Here is a 20,374-nt window from a genome sequence, read left to right on the forward strand (position 1 = left end):
CTGCGGAAAGATATATGCGCCTGATTCAACGCCTGTGGTTGACCATTTTCCGCCCGCTCACCTCCAGTTACGGCTGGCCTGCGCTAGATATGACGCTACCCGGCCGCCGCAAACTGCATCTGGTGGGCAGTATTCATATGGGGACGCCCAATATGGCGCCGTTGCCGGCAGGGCTATTGCGCAAATTGCACCAAGCCGACGCACTGATTGTTGAGGCCGATATTCGCGATAGCGCATCGCCATTTACCGAAGAACCCCCGCGAGCGCCATTGCAAGCGCGTCTTGACGAGGCGCTGTGGCTCCAGACCGCCAAACGGGCGCAGGAGATAGGTCTGGCGACCGAAACGGTTGATGTTCTGCCATTCTGGCAGATAGCGCTGCTGCTGCAGGCGCGTCAGGCGCAGCATCTTGGCTTACGCCCGGAGTTCGGTATCGATTATCAACTGCTTGAGTATACGCAGCGAGCGAACTGTCCGGTCGCCGAACTGGAGGGCGCACAGCGGCAATTATCGCTCTTAAAAACACTGCCTGACGAAGGTTTTCGCCTGCTGGAAGATACGCTTACCCACTGGCATACCAATGCCCGACTGCTGCAAACGTTAATGAGCTGGTGGCTTAACGCCCCGCCGCGCAGGCCGCTCGCAGCGTTACCCGTGACTTTTAGCCAGGATTTGTACGACACGCTGATGACAGAAAGGAATCGCCAGTGGCATAGATTTTTATATGCACTGCCTCCCGGGTACTACGTGGTCGCCGTGGGGGCGCTGCACCTCTACGGCGAAGGAAACTTGCCCTTGCTACTGCGTCGGGGGCCGCCAATTTAATGAGCGCTGGCCCCCGCCAGCCCCGTATTTTATGATGATGAAATTCACCGCTTCCGCCCGCTTAGCGCGGCAGCGCCTCCATTTATTTTCCATGAGTATTTTGCGATGACACCCGCAGTCAAACTACTTGAAAAAAGTGCAGTCGCGTTTCAACTGCATAGCTATGAACACGATCCCCTGGAAACCCATTTTGGCGATGAAGTTGTCCGCAAACTGGGGCTGGATGCCAGCCGCGTGTATAAAACGCTGCTGGTGGCTTTAAATGGCGATATGAAGCATCTGGCCGTTGCCGTAACGCCCGTCGCCGGGCCGCTGGATTTGAAGCGCGTCGCAAAAGCTTTCGGCGTCAAAAAAGTGGATATGGCCGATCCCGCCGTCGCTCAGCGCACCACGGGATACCTGGTTGGCGGCATTAGCCCACTGGGGCAGAAAAAGCGCCTGCCCACGGTGATTGACGCACCGGCGCAAAATTTCGCTACGATTTTTGTTTCCGGCGGCAAGCGCGGGCTGGATATTGAACTGGCGGCAACCGATCTCGCGGCCTTACTCAATGCCCGTTTTGCGGATATCGCCCGCAGCGAATAAGCGGGGTTACCCTAAAGCGTGACAAGGTGGGCGCGTGTTCCCGCGGCAGGCGCATTAACCCTTTTCTATCATCAGCCAGTTAGAGAAACCAGGCCACGATGCAACATCAGCATCAGCCGCGCCCGCTACGGTGGCGAAGCGGGCTGCAGGGAAATGGGTTGAAAGCCGATGCGCAGTGCCTGTATCCACTGCGCATCGATATATATGTGAATATTAGCGCCGCGCTACTGCCAGTTTACTTCAGCGCGAGGCGCATAGGCCGCGGCATCCAGCGGTGAGTGCTCGCTGATGTACTTCCTAAAGACTTCAGCATCAATCAGCCCGGTATTCATATATCCCGGGCGCTTATCCAGCGCGGGCCAGCCATCACCGCCGGAGCCGTTAAAATTCAGCGTCGCCAGCCGATAGACTTTTTCCGGTTCAACGGGGGCGCCGTTAATCATAAGCGCCTCCAGTTTGCCACCGCGCAGCGTAAAGCTGACGTTAGCAAACTGCGGGTAAGCGCCTGAATCCGGTTTCATTTGTGCCACCGCCCGTAAATACTCACTGACGTCTTTGCCGGACATATCGATATAGGCAAGCGTATTGCCAAACGGCAGTACTTTAAGTACATCTTTGTAGCGAATATCGCCCGCCTCCATACTATCGCGAATGCCGCCGCCGCTCATGGCGGCGAGGTCTGCCTCACTGCGTGCCATAAATGCGCTCAGGATAAGATGGCCGAGGTTAGTTTGCTCAAAGCGCACTTTATTACGACTGCCTTCCAGCCGTGCGTTCACGCTGCCAATTTTCGTCGCAATTTGCGCCTGACCTTTGCGCTGGAAGGGAGAAAGCAGTGCCAGCATTTGCGGACTTTCCGGGATCTGCGGCATATACAGGACTCGCTCGCGCTTACCGTTATCCCACTCCACTTCTCGCTTCAGATTTACCGGGATAAGCTGGTAGCGCTTCAGTGTCATAACACCGTTGCGAAATTCGAAATCGGCGCGTCCAAGGTATTTTCCCCATTCATGGGCCTGAACTATCCAGATACCATTTTGCTTATCCGGCGCGCAGGGCGTGCCAGGAATATAATTGGGCTGCTTTTTATTTTCCTCAGCCATACATACCGGGTCCTGAGAGTGACCACCCACTATCATTGCCAGTGAGCCAGCGGGCAGGCTGCGCGCCATTTCTACATCGCCCGGAGCATTAGAACCGTGTTCGCCATTGTCATAGTGCCCCATGTGGGTAACGGCCAGCGTAATATCAGGCTTTTCCGTTTGCTGAAGCTCCTGGATAACCAGCTTCGCTTCATCGGCGGGCTTACGGAAAACAATATCGTTAAAATTACCGGGATTGCCGAGTTTAGGCGTGTCGTCCGTCGTCAGGCCGATAACGGCAATTTTAAGCCCCTGCTGTCGAAATATAGCCCAGGGCTTAAACAGGCGCTGTTGGGTGCTTTGCTGGTAAATATTGGCCGAAAGAAAAGGAAATTTGGCGAGTTTTTCCTGCTGGCGCAGTACCGAGAGCGGTTTATCAAATTCATGGTTGCCCACCGCCATCGCGTCATAACCGATAAGGTTCATACCGCGGAAATCAGGCTCTGCATCCTGTAAATCGGACTCCGGTACGCCGGTATTAATGTCGCCACCGGACAGCACCAAAACCGAACCGCCCTCAGCGTTCACCTCTTTACGAATATGATCTACCAGCGTCTTTTGCGCGGCCAGACCGTATTCTCCATATTCATTTCGCCAAAAATGACCGTGATGATCGTTGGTGTGCAAAATAGTGATGTAATACGTTTTATCCTGTTCCCAACTAAACGCCGGCGCGCTGAACAGGCTCAGCGCAATTAGCGTTCCTGTTATCGCCTGCGTAATTCTCCAATGCTTCATAGACTCTCCCTATGACAAAACATACGCTTTCGCACCCGGCGCTCTCGTGTAAAATGGCTCGCCCGAAATAGAAAGGGCGCACTGACTATCGCTTTTCTCCGCGCCACATGACGTATATGGTAGCAGAGTCGTAACGATTACCGGATATCTCCCCACAACCTTTTGGTTGAGAATACCCCTATTTTTCAGGTGACTATGGCAATGAGTGAACAATCCCCTACGCTAACGCCGCCGCCAAAAGCGCGCACCGCGTTTGGCATTCTTGGCGCAATCAGTGTTTCACATCTACTGAACGATATGATTCAGTCGCTGCTACTGGCGCTTTATCCGCTCCTGCAGGCCGAATTCTCACTGAGCTTTGTGCAGGTAGGGTTAATTACTCTAACCTTTCAGCTGGCCTCATCGCTGCTGCAGCCAGTAGTGGGTTACTACACGGATAAATATCCCATGCCGTGGTCGCTGCCCGCCGGCATGTGCTTCACCTTGTGCGGGCTAGTTTTGCTGGCGCTGGCGAGCAGTTTTCCTGCGGTGTTACTGGCCGCCGCGCTGGTAGGCACCGGCTCGTCTGTGTTTCATCCTGAATCCTCGCGGGTCGCCCGAATGGCATCCGGCGGGCGCCACGGCCTGGCTCAATCCCTTTTTCAGGTGGGCGGCAATTTCGGCAGCTCGCTCGGCCCACTATTAGCCGCGCTCATTATTGCTCCCTATGGCAAAGGGAATGTCGCATGGTTTGTGCTGGCTGCGCTGCTGGCGATTATTGTGCTGCTACAGGTGAGCCGCTGGTATGCGTCCCAGCACCGCATCGCGCGCGCCTCGGGCCCGGCTCCCGCGCTGAAGTCGCCGTTATCCCGGCGAAAAGTCGCTCAGGCCATTGCGGTTTTATTAATTCTGATTTTCTCAAAATATTTTTATCTGGCCAGCATTAGCAGTTATTACACCTTTTATTTAATTGAAAAATTTGGCCTGACTATACAGAACGCGCAAATTCATCTGTTTGTATTTTTATTTGCCGTGGCGGCCGGTACCGTGATTGGTGGCCCCGTAGGTGACAAAATCGGGCGCAAATACGTTATTTGGGGCTCCATTTTGGGCGTGGCGCCATTTACGCTGTTATTACCGTGGGCCAGCCTGTGGTGGACCGGTGTCCTGACGGTGATTATCGGTTTCATTTTGGCCTCGGCCTTTTCCGCCATTCTGGTCTACGCCCAGGAACTGTTGCCGGGGCGTATCGGCATGGTATCTGGCCTGTTCTTCGGCTTTGCTTTTGGTATGGGCGGGCTGGGTGCCGCCGTGCTGGGCGCAATTGCCGATGATATGGGTATTGAGTTGGTATATAAAATCTGCGCTTATCTTCCTCTTTTGGGGATTTTGACGCTATTCCTACCCGATAACCGCGCCACAAGCGCGTGAATAATGGCCGGAGAATGCTCCGGCCGCCTCTATAAACCCTGTTAATCTGCATATCCTTTCACGATGATGTTCAAAATCTCACGTTAGAGCCCTGGTTTTCTTCTAAAGCACTTTTTTATAAAAAATCCTAATAAACTCACACACAGACCCTGCCGTTTTGGCATAAACTATTATGCATTGCTTCGATTCATGTCGGAGTCGGGATCACTTCTGGACGAAAGGAGACGGAATGCATCACGCCACCCCGCTTATCACCACCATTGTCGGCGGCCTCGTGCTCGCGTTTTTACTGGGCATGTTGGCGAATAAATTACGAATATCGCCGCTGGTGGGGTATCTACTGGCGGGCGTGCTGGTTGGGCCTTTTACTCCAGGCTTTGTCGCAGATACCAAACTGGCACCGGAACTTGCCGAACTGGGCGTCATTTTGCTGATGTTCGGCGTTGGGCTACATTTCTCGTTAAAAGATTTAATGGCCGTAAAAGCCATTGCTATCCCCGGTGCAGTATTACAAATCGCCGTAGCGACGCTGCTGGGCATGGGGCTTGCCGCGCTCCTGGGCTGGGGGCTGATGACCGGTATTGTTTTTGGGCTATGTCTGTCCACCGCCAGTACCGTAGTCCTGCTACGCGCGCTGGAGGAGCGCCAGCTTCTTGATAGCCAGCGCGGTCAAATCGCTATCGGCTGGCTTATCGTTGAAGATTTGGTGATGGTATTAACGCTGGTGCTATTGCCCGCCATCGCGGGCATGCTGGAAAAAGGCGATATGGGGCTTGCGTCACTGGCGGTGGATATGGCAATCACTATTGGTAAAGTGGTGGCATTTATCGCACTAATGATGCTGGTAGGCCGCCGCCTGGTGCCGTGGATTCTGGCTCGCAGCGCCGCTACCGGCTCGCGTGAACTGTTTACGCTTTCCGTGCTGGCGCTGGCGCTGGGAATCGCCATGGGTGCCGTGGAGCTGTTCGACGTTTCGTTTGCGCTGGGGGCGTTTTTCGCCGGTATGGTGCTGAATGAGTCCGAACTCAGCCATCGGGCCGCACATGACACGCTGCCGCTGCGCGACGCCTTTGCGGTGCTATTTTTCGTCTCCGTGGGGATGCTCTTCGATCCGATGATTTTAGTGACTCATCCGCTGGCAGTATTGGGCACGCTGATCATCATCATTTTCGGGAAATCCGCCGCCGCATTTATCCTGGTACGTATGTTTGGCCATTCACAGCGCACCGCGCTGACGATTGCCGCCAGCCTCGCGCAAATCGGCGAGTTCGCCTTCATTCTCGCCGGGCTGGGGATGGCGCTGAATCTGCTACCGTCAACCGGGCAGCATTTAGTACTGGCCGGCGCTATCCTGTCGATTATGCTAAATCCCGTGGTCTTTGCCTTACTGGAGCGTTTCCTGAATAAAACGGAAACGCTGGAAGAACAGACGCTCGAAGAAGCAATGGAAGAAGAAAAACAGGTACCGGTGGATATCTGCAATCATATTCTGCTGGTGGGCTTTGGGCGCGTCGGCAGTTTGCTGGGAGAGCGCCTGATTGAGCGCGACGAGCCGCTGGTGGTGATTGAAACGTCGCGCGCGCGCGTTGATGGCCTTCGCGAGCGCGGTATCCGCGCCGTGCTGGGGAATGCCGCGAATGAAGAGATTATGAATCTTGCACATTTGGAGTGCGCGCGCTGGCTGCTGCTAACCATTCCTAACGGGTATGAAGCCGGGGAAATCGTTGCCGCCGCGCGCGAGAAAAACCCGCATATCGAAATTATCGCCCGGGCTCACTACGATGATGAAGTGGATTACATCGCAGAACGCGGTGCCAATGAGGTGGTGATGGGCGAGCGTGAAATTGCCAATACAATGCTCACGCTGCTGGACAGACCCGCCACCACAAACGCCGTTACCGCCTAAGGGTTTTACGCCGCCTGTGAAAGGCGGCGTTATCATCCCTGCACGGGGAATTTAAAAGCGTATTAAGCCATTAACCCAGTCAGAATGGCTGACAGCGCGCGGTGGTTTACTCGCTCGAAATACAGTTCTCCACGCCAGAGATTTTCTGTAATCGCCCCACACAATGAAGTGAAACGCAGCGTTTTACGTCGGGAAACGACGATTAACATACGTTCAGGCAGCATCACACCCAGCCGACACTCCACCGCCAGGCTTATCAGCCTGCCTATTACGCCTGGGCTGGAGCATCAGCAATTGGCTTATCCCCGTAACTAATACCTTAGCCGCCACTAGTCTCAGCGGCATCCCCGACATGACGTCGACGGCTGCCTGCGCCTGATGCTCAATTACCCGTGACGCCGACAGCACCCCACCCGCTATGAAACGGGTAAATCTCGTGGCGCTTCACGACAAGCCTGCCGTTCACCGGCCAGCGCCGCCATCATGTCGATATGCTCCGACGAGTCGTTAAGCGCCGGAATGTAGTGATACTCGCCGCCGCCCGCCGTAAGAAAAATATCGCGATTCTGAATGGCTATTTCTTCAAGAGTTTCCAGGCAATCAGCCGCAAAGCCGGGGCACGCGACCTGTACGCGACGCACTCCCTGCTCGCCCAGCATTTTTAGCGTTTCATCGGTGTACGGCGTTAGCCACGGTTCGCGCCCGAACCGCGACTGAAAACTCATCATCACTTTATCCGGCGCAATGCCCAATGCAGAAACTAATGCTCTGGTCGTGGCCCGGCAGCGCTCGGGATAATCATCGCCTTCATCCGCATAGCGCTGCGGAATGCCGTGATAAGACAGCAGCAGAACGTCCGGCTCACCGCGCTGTGCAAAGGCCCGATGTATACTCGCTACCAGCGCCTGAATGTAAGCAGGATGATCGGCGTAATCGCGGATAAACGAAACTGACGGCAGGCGGCGGCGTGCGTGCAGTACGCGCGCCAGCTCGTCCCATACGGCGGCGGCGGTGGAACAGGAATACTGCGGATAAAGCGGCAGAGTAATAATATGTTCCACGCCCTGCTCCAGTAATTCATTTACCGCCTGAGACAGCGACGGCGAACCATAGCTCATCCCCAGCGCGACCGGCATAGAGGGCATTCTTACAGCCAGCGCCTGACGCTGACGCTGGCTGTAGACCATCAGCGGAGAACCTTCGTTCATCCAGACAGCGCGATAGAGTTTCGCTACGCGCGACGCGCGTAGCGGCAAAATTACCGCTCTTAGTAAGAGCCACCACAGTATCCGCGGCGCGTCGACCACGCGCCTGTCGCTTAAGAACTGGCGCAGATAACGCTTAACCGCTGGCGCAGTTGGCGCTTGCGGCGTACCGAGATTAACCAGCAATATTCCCGTTTTTTCCTGATGCAACGTAGCACTCCCATTTGCTGAACCTGCCGCAGATTGTAGCCGAAAAGCGTCGGGAAAAGCGCTATTACAGTAACAGGCGCTACGGTGCGAAGAGCTTGTTGCAGCGCGTGGGAGTAAATAAAGTATTGACCCAATGGTTCCGTAGACTGCGTCCGGCAGCGGCATTCTCACGGCAATAAAAAAACACTGCGAGGATTTTGTGAGATTTTTATCCCAAAACGTGTGGCAATCAGTTGATTATAAACAGGATACAGGCTGGCAGGCGCCATAAAACAACCGCTCCGGGCGGAGCGGTTTAGACATTTAACCGAGGACTTTTTCCAGTTCAGCGCGCACGTCTGCAACGGCCTGGGTACCGTCAACTTTAACGTAGCGGGTATTACCTGCCTGCGCTTCTTTCTGATAATAGCCAATCAGCGGTGCGGTCATTTGATGGTATTCCACCAGACGTTTACGCACCGTCTCTTCCTGATCGTCTTTGCGCGTAGATAACGCTTCGCCGGTCACGTCATCCTTTCCTTCCACCTGCGGCGGATTAAATTTCACGTGATAAACGCGGCCCGACGCGGCGTGCACGCGGCGCCCAACGATGCGATCGATAATCAGCTCATCCGGCACGTCGAACTCCAGTACATAATCAACCGCGATCCCGGCATCTTTCATTGCATCCGCCTGCGGGATTGTGCGCGGAAAGCCATCCAGCAGGAAGCCATTACGGCAATCGTCCTGCGCGATGCGTTCTTTCACCAGCGCGATAACCAGCTCATCGGTCACTAATTTGCCCGCATCCATGATGTCTTTCGCCTGCTTTCCCAGCTCGGAGCCAGATTTCACCGCAGCGCGCAGCATATCGCCGGTAGAGATCTGCGGGATCCCGTATTTTTCCATAATGAACTGGGCCTGAGTCCCTTTACCAGCGCCTGGCGCGCCGAGCAGAATGATACGCATTGCGTAATTCCCCATAGGTTTATTTTTTCGATATCAACAGAGGGGTAAGACCTTACCACTAAGCCCCTTCTGTCACAAGAATGCCCCCTACCATCGCTTTCATTGCCGGTTCGCAAACCCAAATGCGCATTGACGCGCAACCGGGCAATTTGGCGTACTGCTACCCGATAAAATAACGGGAATGTGCAGCGCACATTCGGCGCCAGCGTAAATAAGCGGCGCCAGCCGGGAAATGCATTTGGCAGCCACGATGCAAAGAAAAATGTAGAAAACCCGCATTGGTGGAACCGCAACCGGACAATTTGGCGAATTGCTACCCGATAAAACAACGAGAATATGCAGCGCACATTCAGCCTCAGAGTAAATAAGCGGTGCCAGCCGGGAAATGCGTTTAGCAGCCGCGATGCAAAGAAAAATGTAGAAAACCCGCATTGGTGGAACCGCAACCGGGCAATTTGACGAATTGCTACCCGATAAAACAACGAGAATGCGTAGCACACATTCGGCGTCAGCGTAAATAAGCGGTGCCAGCCGGGAAATGCATTTGGCAGCCACGATGCAAAGAAAAATGTAGAAAACCCGCATTGGTGGAACCGCAACCGGACAATTTGGCGAATTGCTACCTGATAAAACAACGAGAATATGCAGCGCACATTCAGCCTCAGAGTAAATAAGCGGTGCCAGCCGGGAAATGCGTTTAGCAGCCGCGATGCAAAGAAAAATGTAAAAAGCCCCGCATCGAGTGAGGCGGGGCCGGGTAAAATACGGTGTTATCGCTTGGGCGCCGTGAAAATAAGATTTCAGAGCGCGTATCACCGTCGTTTTTGCCCACTGCGTCGATGCGCGTGGGGCAATTGATAATCAGGAAACCAAAAGTTGATTTACCCGACGGATGAACAGATTAGGATCTTCCAGCGTACCACGCTCGGCCAGCAGAGCCTGATCCAGCAGCAGTTCTACCCATTCGTCAAACTGGCTTTCATCCTGTGTGTTCGCCGCGCGTTTGATAATCGGATGATCCGGGTTAAGCTCGAAAATATACTTCACTTCCGGCGCTGCCTGCCCGGCTGCGGCGAAAAGCTTCGCCATTTGCGTACTCATTTCATCATTGTCGGTGGTGACAATCGCCGGAGTTTCAGTCAGGCGATGAGTCAGGCGCACGTCTTTTACCCGCTCGCCGAGCAGCGTTTTCACGCGTTCGACAAACGGTTCCAGCGCTTTGTCGGCTTCTTTCGCGCTTTCATCCACCTCGTCGGCCAGTTTCTCCAGCGACTCATCGGCTTTCGCCACGGACTGGAAGGCTTTGCCATCAAACTCCGTCAGGTAGCTCATCATCCACTCATCGATCCTGTCGGAGAGCAGCAGCACCTCAATGCCTTTTTTACGCAACAGTTCCAGGTGTGGGCTGCTTTTCGCGGCCGCGTAGCTGTCTGCGGTAATGTAATAGATTTTTTCCTGCCCATCTTTCATGCGCCCGATATAGTCCTGCAGCGCAACGGTCTGCGCTGAAGAATCGGTATGCGTAGAAGCAAAACGCAGCAGTTTTGCAATGGTCTCCAGGTTCGCACCGTCTTCCGCCGGCCCTTCTTTCATTACTAGCCCAAACGCTTTCCAGAATGTCTGGTATTTTTCCGCGTCGTCTTTGGCCAGTTTTTCCAGCATTTGCAGTACGCGTTTAGTCAGCGCCCCGCGCAGGCTGCGCGTGACGGCGCTATCCTGCAGGATTTCACGAGATACGTTAAGCGGCAAATCGTTAGAGTCAATCAGGCCGCGCACAAAACGCAGATAATTCGGCATGAACTGTTCGGCATCGTCCATGATAAAAACGCGCTGTACGTATAGCTTCAACCCGTGTTTGTGATCGCGATTCCATAAATCCCACGGCGCCTGTGACGGGATATACAGCAGGCTGGTGTATTCCTGCTTGCCCTCAACGCGGTTGTGACTCCAGGTTAGCGGATCGGTGAAATCGTGCGCGATGTGTTTATAAAACTCAATGTACTCTTCGTCTTTAATCTCTGCTTTGTTGCGAGTCCACAGCGCCTGAGCTTTGTTGATGCGCTCCCAGGAGATAGTGGTTTCGCCATCCTGCTCGTCCCGTTTTTCAATTTCAACCGGCAGCGCAATATGGTCGGAATATTTACTGATGATGCTGCGCACGCGCCAGTCGTCGAGAAATTCGTCTTCGCCTTCACGCAAATGCAGGGTAATTTCCGTGCCACGCCCCTCTTTAGTGATATCCGCAACGGTGTATTCACCTTCACCGGCTGATTCCCAGAATACGCCTTCTTCAGGGCTGGAACCCGCGGCACGAGTGCGTACCGTGACTTTATCCGCCACGATAAATGCCGAATAGAAACCAACGCCGAACTGCCCAATAAGCTGGCTGTCTTTCGCCTGATCGGAGCCCATAGACTCAAGAAAAGCTTTAGTACCGGATTTCGCGATAGTCCCGAGATGATCGATAACTTCATCCCGGGTCATGCCGATACCGTTATCATCAATGGTCAGCGTGCGCGCCTCTTTATCAAAAGAAATACGCACGCGTAAATCGCCGTCGCCTGCGTACAGGTCGGGGTTAGACAGCGCGCGAAAGCGAAGTTTATCCGCGGCGTCAGAGGCGTTGGAGATCAGCTCACGCAGGAAAATTTCTTTGTTTGAATACAGAGAATGGATCATCAGATGCAGGAGCTGTTTCACTTCCGACTGAAAACCGCGGGTCTCTTGTCCTTTCATGGTTTTGATACCTCAACAATCCCCTTACGCTTCCACGCCAGCGCGCGAAAGCCATGGGTCTAAACGGTGGTAAGAAAATGTGTTGAGAAAGAAGTGGGGACAGGAAGATGAATTTCAAGCGGGGAAACGCGAAGTTCTCCCCGATTGATTAAAAACTAATCTTATGGCGACCAACCAGCGAATGGGACAGCGTGGTGCCGTCAACCATTTCAAGCTCACCGCCAACGGGAACCCCATGGGCGATACGGCTGGCGTCAACGCCATACTGCGCACAAAGTTCGGCGATATAATTCGCCGTCGCTTCCCCCTCTACCGTCGGGTTAGTCGCCAGAATAACTTCGTGCAAGGGCTCGCTTTCGAGGCGCTGTTCCAGTCTATCCAGACCAATATCAGCAGGACCAATGCCATCCAGCGGCGACAGATGCCCCATCAAGACAAAATAGCGCCCTGAAAACTGCCCGGTCTGCTCAATAGCATAGATATCCGCCGGGCTTTCTACCACGCAGATCTGCCCGTTTTCCTTACGGCGGGTATTCGCGCAGATATTACACACTTCCTGCTCGGTAAATGTACGACAGTCGGCGCAGTGGCCAATTTCCGACATCGCGCGCGACAGCGCCTGCGATAAACGCATGCCGCCGCTGCGATCGCGCTGCAACAGCGCATATGCCATGCGCTGTGCAGATTTTGGCCCTACGCCCGGCAGGCAGCGCAGCGCTTCCATTAACTGGGAAAGCAATGGACTGGTTTGCATCAGAACGGCATCTTAAAGCCCGGCGGTAGCTGCATGCCGGAAGAGACTGAAGCCATTTTCTCTTTTTGGGTTTCTTCAACGCGGCGCGCAGCATCGTTAAATGCGGCTGCAATCAGGTCTTCCAGCATCTCTTTATCATCCTCTATCAGGCTGGGATCAATCTCCACGCGGCGGCAGTTGTGTGCGCCGTTAATGGTGATTTTTACCAGGCCTGCGCCTGATTCACCGGTGACTTCCATGCTGGCGATTTCTTCCTGCACCTGCTGCATTTTTTCCTGCATCTGCTGGGCCTGCTTCATCAGGTTGCCCAAACCACCTTTACCAAACATAATTTTCTCTCTTGAGTCCGGGCCGCGGCACGCTATGTGCGTACTGCGGCGTTAGGGTTACAACGCAGGGCCAGGCCGCGCGTCAAAGGGGTCGAATACTCTCTTCGTCCAAATCCGCATCAAAAAAGCGACACAGGGTTTGGATATTATTATCCGCAGCTATTGCTTCCCGCGCCTGCGCCAGTTTTTCTTCATAAATCGCCTGGCGCCATTCCAGCGGGGTGCGCTGCTCCGCATTATCATCTTCAACGATAGTCAGTTCAACCGGAGAACCGTACTGCACGCTAAGCGCTTCCGCCAGCGCCTGACGTGCCCCGCTAGAATTCAAATGCCGCTGAGATGAACGTAAATGCAGGCACACGCGGTTGCCTTCCTGCTCTTTCCAGGCATTTAATGCGACCTGTTCCACCAGCTTCGGTACGGTTAACCGGCTAACCTCAGCGGCCCAGGCATCGCGCTCAATGGCCTGCGCTGCCAGCTTCGCCGCCAGCTCAGGCGTTTTTTCATGTTCCAGCGCCCGCCGCAGCGCCTTAGGCGTAGCGGTAACGACTTTTTTCTCAACTTCAGGATTTTGCGCTTTCCAGCGATAGGCTTCTTTTTTCGCCGGCGTTTCCGTGTTTTCGCGTACTGTCTGCCGGGCTTTGCCGCGCTCGGTGACAGACGCCAGGCGCTCCAGCGCAGAGATACTCACCGGCCGCGCGGAACGCTGCTGCGCCGCCGGTTCAAGCTTTTTTGCGCCGCTGGCTCCCTGCTGGCGATGCAGTTGACTGCGCGCCTGTAGCAACTGATTCGTCGCATCAGGCAGACTGCCGTTTTCCACGAGCTGCGGATCGCCGGACGGCTGCGGCGCAACACCGGACGCAGGTTCAACTGGCGCAGGCATCGGAGGATTCACCGGCGGCACGGGCGCAGCCACGCCCGCGCCGTGCCTTGGCATCGATGAGCCCACTTCAGGCGAGTCTGGCTGCGGATCGGGCAACGGCTGACGCGGATGAAACGCCAGCGCCCGCAGTAGCGTCATTTCAACGCCCATGCGCCTGTCTGGCGCCCAGGGAAGCTCCTTGCGCCCTATCAGCAGCGTTTGATAGTACAACTGAATATCCGTGGGCGGCACGCTACGCGCCAGTTCACGCAGGCGGTTTTCAATGCCCTGTGGCGCATTGTCCAGCGCAACGGGAGAAAGCTGCGCCATCGCAATCTGGTGCAATAAACCGGCCATTTCCACCAGTAGCGCCTCCCACTCGACGCCGCGGGCGGCGGCCTCCTCAATCAGCGCCAGTACCCGGGCACCATCCGCGCCCGTCAACGCCTCTATCAGCGTTATTGCCTGCGTATCGTCAAGCGTACCCAACATCGCGCTGACGGCCTCAACCGTTACGGAGCCTTCGCCGGAGGCAATAGCCTGATCGGTCAGACTCAGCGCATCGCGCAGGCTCCCTTCGGCCGCGCGCGCCAGCAACTGTAACGCCCGGGATTGATGGTCGATATGTTCCTGAGTCAGGATGTGCTCAAGCTGGCCGCGGATCTGTTCCGCATCCAGCGCTTTGAGATGGAACTGCAGGCAGCGCGACAGAATGGTAACCGGCAGCTTCTGCGGGTCGGTGGTCGCCAGTAAGAATTTAACGTGCTCTGGCGGCTCTTCCAGGGTTTTCAGCAGCGCGTTAAAGCTGTGCCGCGACAGCATATGCACTTCGTCTATCAGGTAGACTTTAAAGCGCCCGCGCGCTGGCGCGTACTGAACGTTATCCAGCAATTCACGCGTATCTTCTACTTTGGTGCGCGATGCCGCGTCGATTTCGATGAGATCAACAAAGCGTCCCTGCTCTATCTCCCGGCAATTTTCACATACGCCGCAGGGAATCGCGGTGATGCCGCGCTCGCAGTTAAGCCCTTTCGCCAGTAAACGGGCAATAGAGGTTTTCCCCACGCCTCGCGTGCCGGAGAAAAGATAAGCATGATGAATGCGGCCCATATTCAGGCCATTGGCAAGCGCCGTCAGGACATGCTGCTGCCCTACGACATCGGCAAAGGTTTGTGGACGCCATTTTCGGGCCAGCACCTGGTAGCTCATCGGCAATAGGCTCTTACGTCAGGGAAGATGGGTAAAGGAGAGTTATGCTAACACAGCCCCACCCAATGGGCGAGGCTAACGCGAGGGACGACCCGCGTGACCAAAAGAGGACGCAGCGGGGAATTAATGGCCGGGAAAAGACACCAGGCTATAACAGTGAATCCCTTGTTGCTCAAGGCGCTGCTCGCCGCCAAGATCGAACAAATTCATAATGAATGCAGCGTCGTGCACATCGCCGCCGAGGCGGCGAATCAGTTTCACCGTCGCTTCGATAGTGCCACCAGTCGCCAGTAGATCGTCGACGACGAGCACTTTGTCGCCCGCGCGAATGGCGTCAACGTGCATCTCTAATTGATCGGTGCCGTACTCTAGTTCATAGCTTTCGCTAATGGTCTCGCGGGGAAGCTTGCGCGGTTTGCGCACGGGCACAAAACCTACGCCCAGCGCAAGCGCCACCGGTGCGCCAAATAAAAAACCACGGGCTTCGGTACCGACCACCTTGGTGATCCCGGCATCTTTGTAACGCGCCACCAGCAATTGAATGCTGAGCGCGTAGGCTTTGGGATCTTCCAGCAGACTGGTCACGTCGCGGAACAAAATGCCCGGTTTAGGATAGTCCTGAACGCTTTTAATACTGTGTTTAAGATAGTCAAGCTGCTGCGCTGTCGCGGTCATAATTACATGCCTGAAAAAACGGTCCTGCCTACAGCGCGCACAGCATGGAGCCGATAGTGGCCGGCCCGGTGCGCAGCGCGCTACGATCGAAAACGCCAGAATTTACTGGCTGAGCGCCACAATTGCAACCGCCGTCGACGCACATCGCCAGTTTTATTGTTCTTCATCAACCACCGGGATTCGCCAAATAAACAGCAGTAGCGCCGCCAAAACCATCAGCAGCAGCAGGCGCAGCCACACTGAGGGCAGCAAAATAATAGAGACGCTAAAAGAAAGTACGATTACGCATATCGCACGAAATTTGGCACCTTTTGGCATAGCGCGATGTCGCTGCCAGGCCTGTAAATAACGCGCAAACCAAGAGCGGTAAAGCAGCCAGCGATGAAATCGCGGCGAAGAACGTGCGAAACACCAGGCCGCCAGCAGTAAAAAGGGAGTGGCTGGCAATAGCGGCAGCGCGGCCCCCAGCGCAGCAAGGGCTACCGCAACCCAGCCAAAGATGAGTAAAATAAACGCGGGCATTACATTATCCTCCGGTGCACACCGATACTTTATTCAGTCACCTTCAGTTACCCGCAGCGAGAGAAGATGAAAACGACGCGGTTATTAGAGGCATTAGAATTACGTATCATGCAGCTTTCTCGCGATGTTGCTCCGCTGGCCGCCCATCGGGTTCAACGCCCGCGTTTTGATAAACAGTTATTTTATTCGCGTGGAACGCAATTAGGCCAGTATATGCAGGAGATAAATGCCAACTTGCTTCATATCCGGCATGCCGCCCAGGCTCAACAGCGGGAACGGCTTGGCTGGCTTGCAGAAAGGATAACTGCGCAAATTGCGGCGCTACAGCGTGAACTGGCAACCTGGCATTTGCGTCGCTATGACGTAAGTCGTAACAGCACGACGCTAAACGCAAGGCTGGTGAAGCATCAGGATTATGAGCATCGCCTGCTGGCGATGCAGCAAGAGCGGCGGCAGCGGTTAACGCAGGTAACGCGGCTGGATGAGCAGCAGCGGCTGCAGCGCGAGCTTGAAACGCTGGATGGGCGCATTGCCCGCTGCCGCGAGGCGTTAACCCGAATCACCCAGGTACTTGAGCGTCACGCGGGGCATTGATCGTTTCGCGCTATTTTACGCGCCTACGCTTATGCATCGGTATCGCCGCGTCGGCCTGACGCAGGCGCCTGTAAAAACAGTATTTCTACGCCTGCATAGCGGGCATTCAGTGAGGTTATATGTCTCTGAAACAAGCTCCGGACGAAGTAAAATTGGCCGTCGATTTAATTATGCTGCTGGAGCAGCACGCTATTCCAACGCAGACTGCGCTTGCCGCCCTGGACATTGTGCGCGAAGACTATCTGCGAAAACAGCGCGCCGAGCAGGCTTCGTCAGGATGAGCGGTCTTCATCGCGGGTTTCCTGTCGCCCCACCGTTTTTTCTGCATCCTGCACCACTTCTGCCAGTTCCTCGCCTTTTTCATTGCGCAGATGGACTTCAAGGGTATTAAAAGCGATATCAATACCATTGTCCCGGCATAATTGGTCAATGGTTCGATTTACCGCATCAAGCGTGGTGCTGCGATCCCCAAGCTCCCGCACGTAAAACTGCAGTTCATGATCCAGTGAGCTTTGCCCGAAGGTCTGAAAGTACACCTGTGGCTGAGGATCGTGCATCACTTTTGGATGATCCTCAGCCGCCTGCAGCAATAGCGCTTTCACTTTGTCCAGATCCGAACCGTAGGCAACGCCCAGTCGGATTACCAGGCGCGTGATGGTATCGCTAAGGGACCAGTTAATTAGGCGCTCTGTCACAAACGCTTTATTGGGAACAATTATCTCTTTATGGTCAAAGTCGATAATAGTGGTAGCGCGAATGCGAATTTTACTGACGGTACCGGAATAAGTGCCGATAGTAATGGTATCTCCGATGCGGATAGGCCGCTCAAACAGGATTATCAACCCGGAAATAAAGTTGCCGAAGACTTCCTGCAAACCAAAGCCCAGACCGACGGATAGCCCGGCCGCCATCCACTGCAATTTATCCCACGAGATCCCCAAAGAGCCAAACACGGCGATTGCGCCGGCGGCAATAATCACATAGTTGAGGATCGTGGTAATAGCGTAAGACGAGCCCTGCCGCATCTGCAGGCGGGAAAGTACTAATACTTCCAGCAGCCCTGGCAGGTTACGAATTAACATCCAGGCCAGCGTAAAAGCCAGCAGCGCGAACAGCAAACTTCCCATTGTGACATTATTCATCACGCTCACGCCGCTTTCCATCGCGGTGTATCGCCACAGTACAACGCTATCTAAATAGGCGAATACGGTAATCAAATCCGACCAAATCGCCCAGAATGCCACACAAAACAGCGCTAACATACCAAGCGTTGTCAGGCGCAGCGTTTGCTGGTTGACTTGATCCAGCCCCAGCGGTGGTTCTTCCACCGGCTCCGCGCCCTCGGCCCCGTCTTTGGACATTGTTTCGCGGCGCGCCAGCGCGCGGCGCCAGGCAATGCGACGAGCAGCGACGCTCAAACCGCGTAGTACCGTCTGATAAAGCAGGTTCCACAGTAGCACCAGGTAAACCGAATCTATGCAGCGATGCGCCAGACGCAGCGTGGTGTAAAAATAGCCCATTGCCGTTAGCACCAGTAGCCCAATGGGCACCAGTGCCAGCACTATCAGGGTCGCCAGCCGGATACTGTGAGAGGTTTTATCACGCCAGGCATCCCGGCACATTGGCATTAATAATCCGGCGATCAGCAGTAAGTTCAGGAAGACCATGCACTGCCCGAGCACGTCATTCATTAAATGCAGGGGCGACTGCGCGCCAACCACGGACCAAAAGAGCAGCGGCAATAGCGCAAAACCAATACGGCCTATCTGGCGGCGGTAATGGCGGGTTTGCGCAGGCGCGACCATAAAGTGCCGCACTGCAACGCCGTCTGGCTCCAGCATTCTCCAGATGGCGCCAAAAATAAGCCAGAAGAGCGCCAACTCTTTACTGAAACTCCACAGAAGTTCGCTGATATTAAGCCGAAGCTGCAGAATTATCAGACCACAGGCCAAAATGACCAGGCTCAGCGGCAGAACGCGCGCGTAGGTCATAAAAAGCGCTTTTGGCGTATGCAGTTGACTATCGCGCCGTAGCTGCCCTACATCCGCAGCCAGAGCTTCCAGGCGCTGTTTGATCCAGCGCTGACGCCAGCGAATAATTGATGCGGCCAGCAATAATGGCAGCGCCAGCAACAGTATCAGCGGCAATGATCGGCGCGACGGCGGCTGCGCCGTTGAAATGTGCATTCCCTCAAGCTGCCCCCGCAGTGCACCCGGGAAATTTCTTATCCACTCCCAGTCCATTGGCTTATTGGAGGTGACCCAGAAAATCTGCTGAGTCAGCGTTTTTTCAAGGCGCTCGCTGGAACTCATCAATTGCTGCTGATTCATTTGCAGATTAATGGCCAGCATCAGTTGATTACCCAACTGTTTATTAAGCTGATCTAATAGTTCACGCCGCATATCGACCACGTCCAGCAGCGCCGCTTTAACGTTTCTCGCCGTAATCTGTTTACTATCGTGCACCAGATTATTGACGTAAGCATCGCCCTGAAATAGCGCATCGCGCTGCTGGTTAATATCAAATTGTTCCAGGCGCAGATCGGCAATATGGTTGCTCATATCTTCCATATCTGCGGCTGAAGGCAATCGCTGTTGCTGCTGATACAAAATACGCGACAGCAGCAGGCTGCCTTTGAGCACGGCAATTTGCTCTTTAAGGTTGCGTTCCGATTGCAGCATGCGATCGAGCCAGGTTTTCACCTGAATATTGCGCTGTACCAGCGTATTGCCCTGCTGGGTCGCATCGATGAGACGCTCGCTGAGGCGATGATTGATGTCAAGCTCCTGCCTGACCAGCGGATTATTCTGGACGCTGCCCGCATCGTCAGTCGTCACCGCTTCCTGCGCCGTTTTTTCGGTCAGCGTTAAGCGTTTATTGTTAAGCGCCGCCTGAAGCAAATGAAGTTGGTGCTCAAGGTGCGAAATACGCAGGTTGGTGTAATCACGCTGTTTTTGCAGCGCGTCCTGCAGCATGGTATTTCCCTGCAGGCTATCGCGCTGTTGTTCAATCTGTGCGTTCAGCAAATACTGCTGAGCCAGAAGTAGCCCCTGTTGGGCGGGGCGCAGTTCTTCCCCCGCCAGCGAACCATTCATTCGATTACGCACTTGTTGCAATTGCTGGGTGGCATTATACAACGCATTCTGAACGCGTTCGGGCTGAGTTTGTAACGAGACAAGCTGGCTATTGAAGGTCGATAGATCGCTTTGCGCGCTTTGTAAATCATCCAGCGTCTGGGCAACGCGCGATTCAAGGGAGCGCAGCGGGAGCTGCGCCAAATTACTGCCAGCCTCCGAAGAAGCTCCCTGCCGGCTTAGCCTTTCCAGCGCGTTGGTCGCTGCACGCATTTTCCCCGGCGCCTGGGCGATTTGGGTATGCTGCTGACTCGCTTCCTGTTTAACGCGTTCAATTTTATCAAGCACTTCCAGCGTTTCCGCCAGATCCTGCTGCATGCGTTTATCCTGCGCGGTAAGGTTTTTTTGTTTATTCAGCGTATCAAGCTGGCGCTGTATGTCCGCGCGAGCAGGAAGATCGCCGTTTTGCACATCTGCAAAAGCAGCTCCGCTTATCATTATCAGGAAAATAGCGATGAGCCATGCCGTGACGGCCTGGCATCGGGCGATATTATGCTGTTCAGTCATAATGTGTGACGCAACCTGTCGCAGTACTTAGTAGAGGCGCAATTTTCAAGCAGAATAGCATAGCTCAGGAATGCGAAGTAGCAA

General features: G+C 54.7%; 16 protein-coding genes and 1 other annotated feature. Of the genes, 6 read left to right on the forward strand and 10 right to left on the reverse strand.

The window, feature by feature from the left end; translation table 11 throughout:
* The first annotated feature begins 14 nt into the window (after positions 1-14).
* Together SFA31_RS18665 and ybaK are read left to right on the forward strand one after the other, a co-directional pair.
* Positions 15-824 (forward strand): TraB/GumN family protein, encoded by an 810-nt coding sequence (locus SFA31_RS18665; RefSeq protein ID WP_322839465.1) that lies wholly within the window; start codon positions 15-17, stop codon positions 822-824.
* A 105-nt stretch (positions 825-929) separates the two neighbouring features.
* A complete protein-coding gene (gene ybaK / locus SFA31_RS18670) occupies positions 930-1,409 on the forward strand; it encodes a Cys-tRNA(Pro)/Cys-tRNA(Cys) deacylase YbaK (protein ID WP_322839466.1) in 480 nt (159 codons plus the stop codon).
* 224 nt (positions 1,410-1,633) lie between these two features.
* Here ybaK and ushA read toward each other — a convergent pair whose 3' ends face one another.
* Entirely contained in the window at positions 1,634-3,289 is a 1,656-nt protein-coding gene (gene ushA, locus SFA31_RS18675; RefSeq protein WP_322839467.1) for a bifunctional UDP-sugar hydrolase/5'-nucleotidase UshA, read from the reverse strand.
* A 195-nt stretch (positions 3,290-3,484) separates the two neighbouring features.
* On the opposite strand from ushA, the gene SFA31_RS18680 reads away from it, so the two are divergent.
* Positions 3,485-4,699 carry an MFS transporter gene (locus SFA31_RS18680; RefSeq protein WP_322839468.1) on the forward strand — a complete coding sequence of 405 codons (1,215 nt, stop codon included), beginning with the start codon at positions 3,485-3,487 and terminating at the stop codon, positions 4,697-4,699.
* Between the two features lie 229 nt (positions 4,700-4,928).
* Complete coding sequence (gene ybaL / locus SFA31_RS18685; protein ID WP_322839469.1) at positions 4,929-6,605, forward strand: YbaL family putative K(+) efflux transporter; 1,677 nt, start codon at positions 4,929-4,931, stop codon at positions 6,603-6,605.
* Positions 6,606-7,021: 416 nt separating this feature from the next.
* On the opposite strand, the gene hemH is transcribed toward ybaL, so the two are convergent.
* The 8 genes from hemH to SFA31_RS18725 all read right to left on the reverse strand — a co-directional run bounded on the left by hemH (position 7,022) and on the right by SFA31_RS18725 (position 16,055).
* Positions 7,022-8,020, reverse strand: coding sequence for a ferrochelatase (hemH, locus tag SFA31_RS18690; protein WP_322839470.1), 999 nt, complete (start codon positions 8,018-8,020; stop codon positions 7,022-7,024).
* A gap of 303 nt (positions 8,021-8,323) precedes the next feature.
* Positions 8,324-8,968 (reverse strand): adenylate kinase, encoded by a 645-nt coding sequence (adk, locus tag SFA31_RS18695; RefSeq protein ID WP_322839471.1) that lies wholly within the window; start codon positions 8,966-8,968, stop codon positions 8,324-8,326.
* A gap of 861 nt (positions 8,969-9,829) precedes the next feature.
* Positions 9,830-11,704 carry a molecular chaperone HtpG gene (gene htpG / locus SFA31_RS18700; RefSeq protein ID WP_322839472.1) on the reverse strand — a complete coding sequence of 625 codons (1,875 nt, stop codon included), beginning with the start codon at positions 11,702-11,704 and terminating at the stop codon, positions 9,830-9,832.
* A 148-nt stretch (positions 11,705-11,852) separates the two neighbouring features.
* Positions 11,853-12,458 (reverse strand): recombination mediator RecR, encoded by a 606-nt coding sequence (gene recR / locus SFA31_RS18705; protein WP_322839473.1) that lies wholly within the window; start codon positions 12,456-12,458, stop codon positions 11,853-11,855.
* The gene (locus SFA31_RS18710) at positions 12,458-12,787 is read right to left on the reverse strand and encodes a YbaB/EbfC family nucleoid-associated protein (RefSeq protein ID WP_322839474.1); all 330 of its coding nucleotides are present in this window, start codon (positions 12,785-12,787) and stop codon (positions 12,458-12,460) included. Before SFA31_RS18710 ends, recR begins: the two co-directional genes overlap by 1 nt.
* 82 nt (positions 12,788-12,869) lie before the next feature.
* Complete coding sequence (dnaX, locus tag SFA31_RS18715; RefSeq protein WP_322839475.1) at positions 12,870-14,858, reverse strand: DNA polymerase III subunit gamma/tau; 1,989 nt, start codon at positions 14,856-14,858, stop codon at positions 12,870-12,872.
* Positions 13,473-13,540 (reverse strand) — a sequence feature (DnaX frameshifting element). It overlaps the preceding gene by 68 nt.
* A gap of 123 nt (positions 14,859-14,981) precedes the next feature.
* Complete coding sequence (gene apt / locus SFA31_RS18720; RefSeq protein ID WP_322839476.1) at positions 14,982-15,533, reverse strand: adenine phosphoribosyltransferase; 552 nt, start codon at positions 15,531-15,533, stop codon at positions 14,982-14,984.
* 153 nt (positions 15,534-15,686) lie between these two features.
* Entirely contained in the window at positions 15,687-16,055 is a 369-nt protein-coding gene (locus SFA31_RS18725; protein WP_322839477.1) for a DUF454 family protein, read from the reverse strand.
* 66 nt (positions 16,056-16,121) lie between these two features.
* On the opposite strand from SFA31_RS18725, the gene priC reads away from it, so the two are divergent.
* Both priC and rsmS read left to right on the forward strand, forming a co-directional pair.
* On the forward strand, positions 16,122-16,649 hold the full coding sequence (priC, locus tag SFA31_RS18730) for a primosomal replication protein PriC (RefSeq protein ID WP_322839478.1): 528 nt from the start codon (positions 16,122-16,124) through the stop codon (positions 16,647-16,649).
* A gap of 119 nt (positions 16,650-16,768) precedes the next feature.
* Positions 16,769-16,930, forward strand: coding sequence for a pleiotropic regulatory protein RsmS (gene rsmS / locus SFA31_RS18735; RefSeq protein WP_322839479.1), 162 nt, complete (start codon positions 16,769-16,771; stop codon positions 16,928-16,930).
* Here rsmS and mscK read toward each other — a convergent pair.
* The gene (mscK, locus tag SFA31_RS18740) at positions 16,922-20,221 is read right to left on the reverse strand and encodes a mechanosensitive channel MscK (protein WP_416208365.1); all 3,300 of its coding nucleotides are present in this window, start codon (positions 20,219-20,221) and stop codon (positions 16,922-16,924) included. The genes rsmS and mscK overlap by 9 nt on opposite strands.
* Positions 20,222-20,374 lie beyond the last annotated feature (153 nt).

The organism is Erwinia sp. HR93 (genome assembly GCF_034555055.1).
In the GTDB taxonomy this organism is placed as follows: Bacteria; Pseudomonadota; Gammaproteobacteria; order Enterobacterales; family Enterobacteriaceae; genus Apirhabdus; species Apirhabdus apintestini.

Excerpts from the sequence above, each read along its gene's own strand:
- recR (WP_322839473.1), bottom strand. The coding sequence starts at position 12,458 with ATGCAAACCAGTCCATTGCTTTCCCAGTTAATGGAAGCGCTGCGCTGC.
- SFA31_RS18710 (WP_322839474.1), bottom strand. The coding sequence starts at position 12,787 with ATGTTTGGTAAAGGTGGTTTGGGCAACCTGATGAAGCAGGCCCAGCAG.
- apt (WP_322839476.1), bottom strand. The coding sequence starts at position 15,533 with ATGACCGCGACAGCGCAGCAGCTTGACTATCTTAAACACAGTATTAAA.
- priC (WP_322839478.1), top strand. The coding sequence starts at position 16,122 with ATGAAAACGACGCGGTTATTAGAGGCATTAGAATTACGTATCATGCAG.
- mscK (WP_416208365.1), bottom strand. The coding sequence starts at position 20,221 with ATGATAAGCGGAGCTGCTTTTGCAGATGTGCAAAACGGCGATCTTCCT.
- ybaK (WP_322839466.1), top strand. The coding sequence starts at position 930 with ATGACACCCGCAGTCAAACTACTTGAAAAAAGTGCAGTCGCGTTTCAA.
- ybaL (WP_322839469.1), top strand. The coding sequence starts at position 4,929 with ATGCATCACGCCACCCCGCTTATCACCACCATTGTCGGCGGCCTCGTG.
- htpG (WP_322839472.1), bottom strand. The coding sequence starts at position 11,704 with ATGAAAGGACAAGAGACCCGCGGTTTTCAGTCGGAAGTGAAACAGCTC.
- adk (WP_322839471.1), bottom strand. The coding sequence starts at position 8,968 with ATGCGTATCATTCTGCTCGGCGCGCCAGGCGCTGGTAAAGGGACTCAG.
- ushA (WP_322839467.1), bottom strand. The coding sequence starts at position 3,289 with ATGAAGCATTGGAGAATTACGCAGGCGATAACAGGAACGCTAATTGCG.
- dnaX (WP_322839475.1), bottom strand. The coding sequence starts at position 14,858 with ATGAGCTACCAGGTGCTGGCCCGAAAATGGCGTCCACAAACCTTTGCC.
- SFA31_RS18725 (WP_322839477.1), bottom strand. The coding sequence starts at position 16,055 with ATGCCCGCGTTTATTTTACTCATCTTTGGCTGGGTTGCGGTAGCCCTT.
- SFA31_RS18665 (WP_322839465.1), top strand. The coding sequence starts at position 15 with ATGCGCCTGATTCAACGCCTGTGGTTGACCATTTTCCGCCCGCTCACC.
- rsmS (WP_322839479.1), top strand. The coding sequence starts at position 16,769 with ATGTCTCTGAAACAAGCTCCGGACGAAGTAAAATTGGCCGTCGATTTA.
- SFA31_RS18680 (WP_322839468.1), top strand. The coding sequence starts at position 3,485 with ATGGCAATGAGTGAACAATCCCCTACGCTAACGCCGCCGCCAAAAGCG.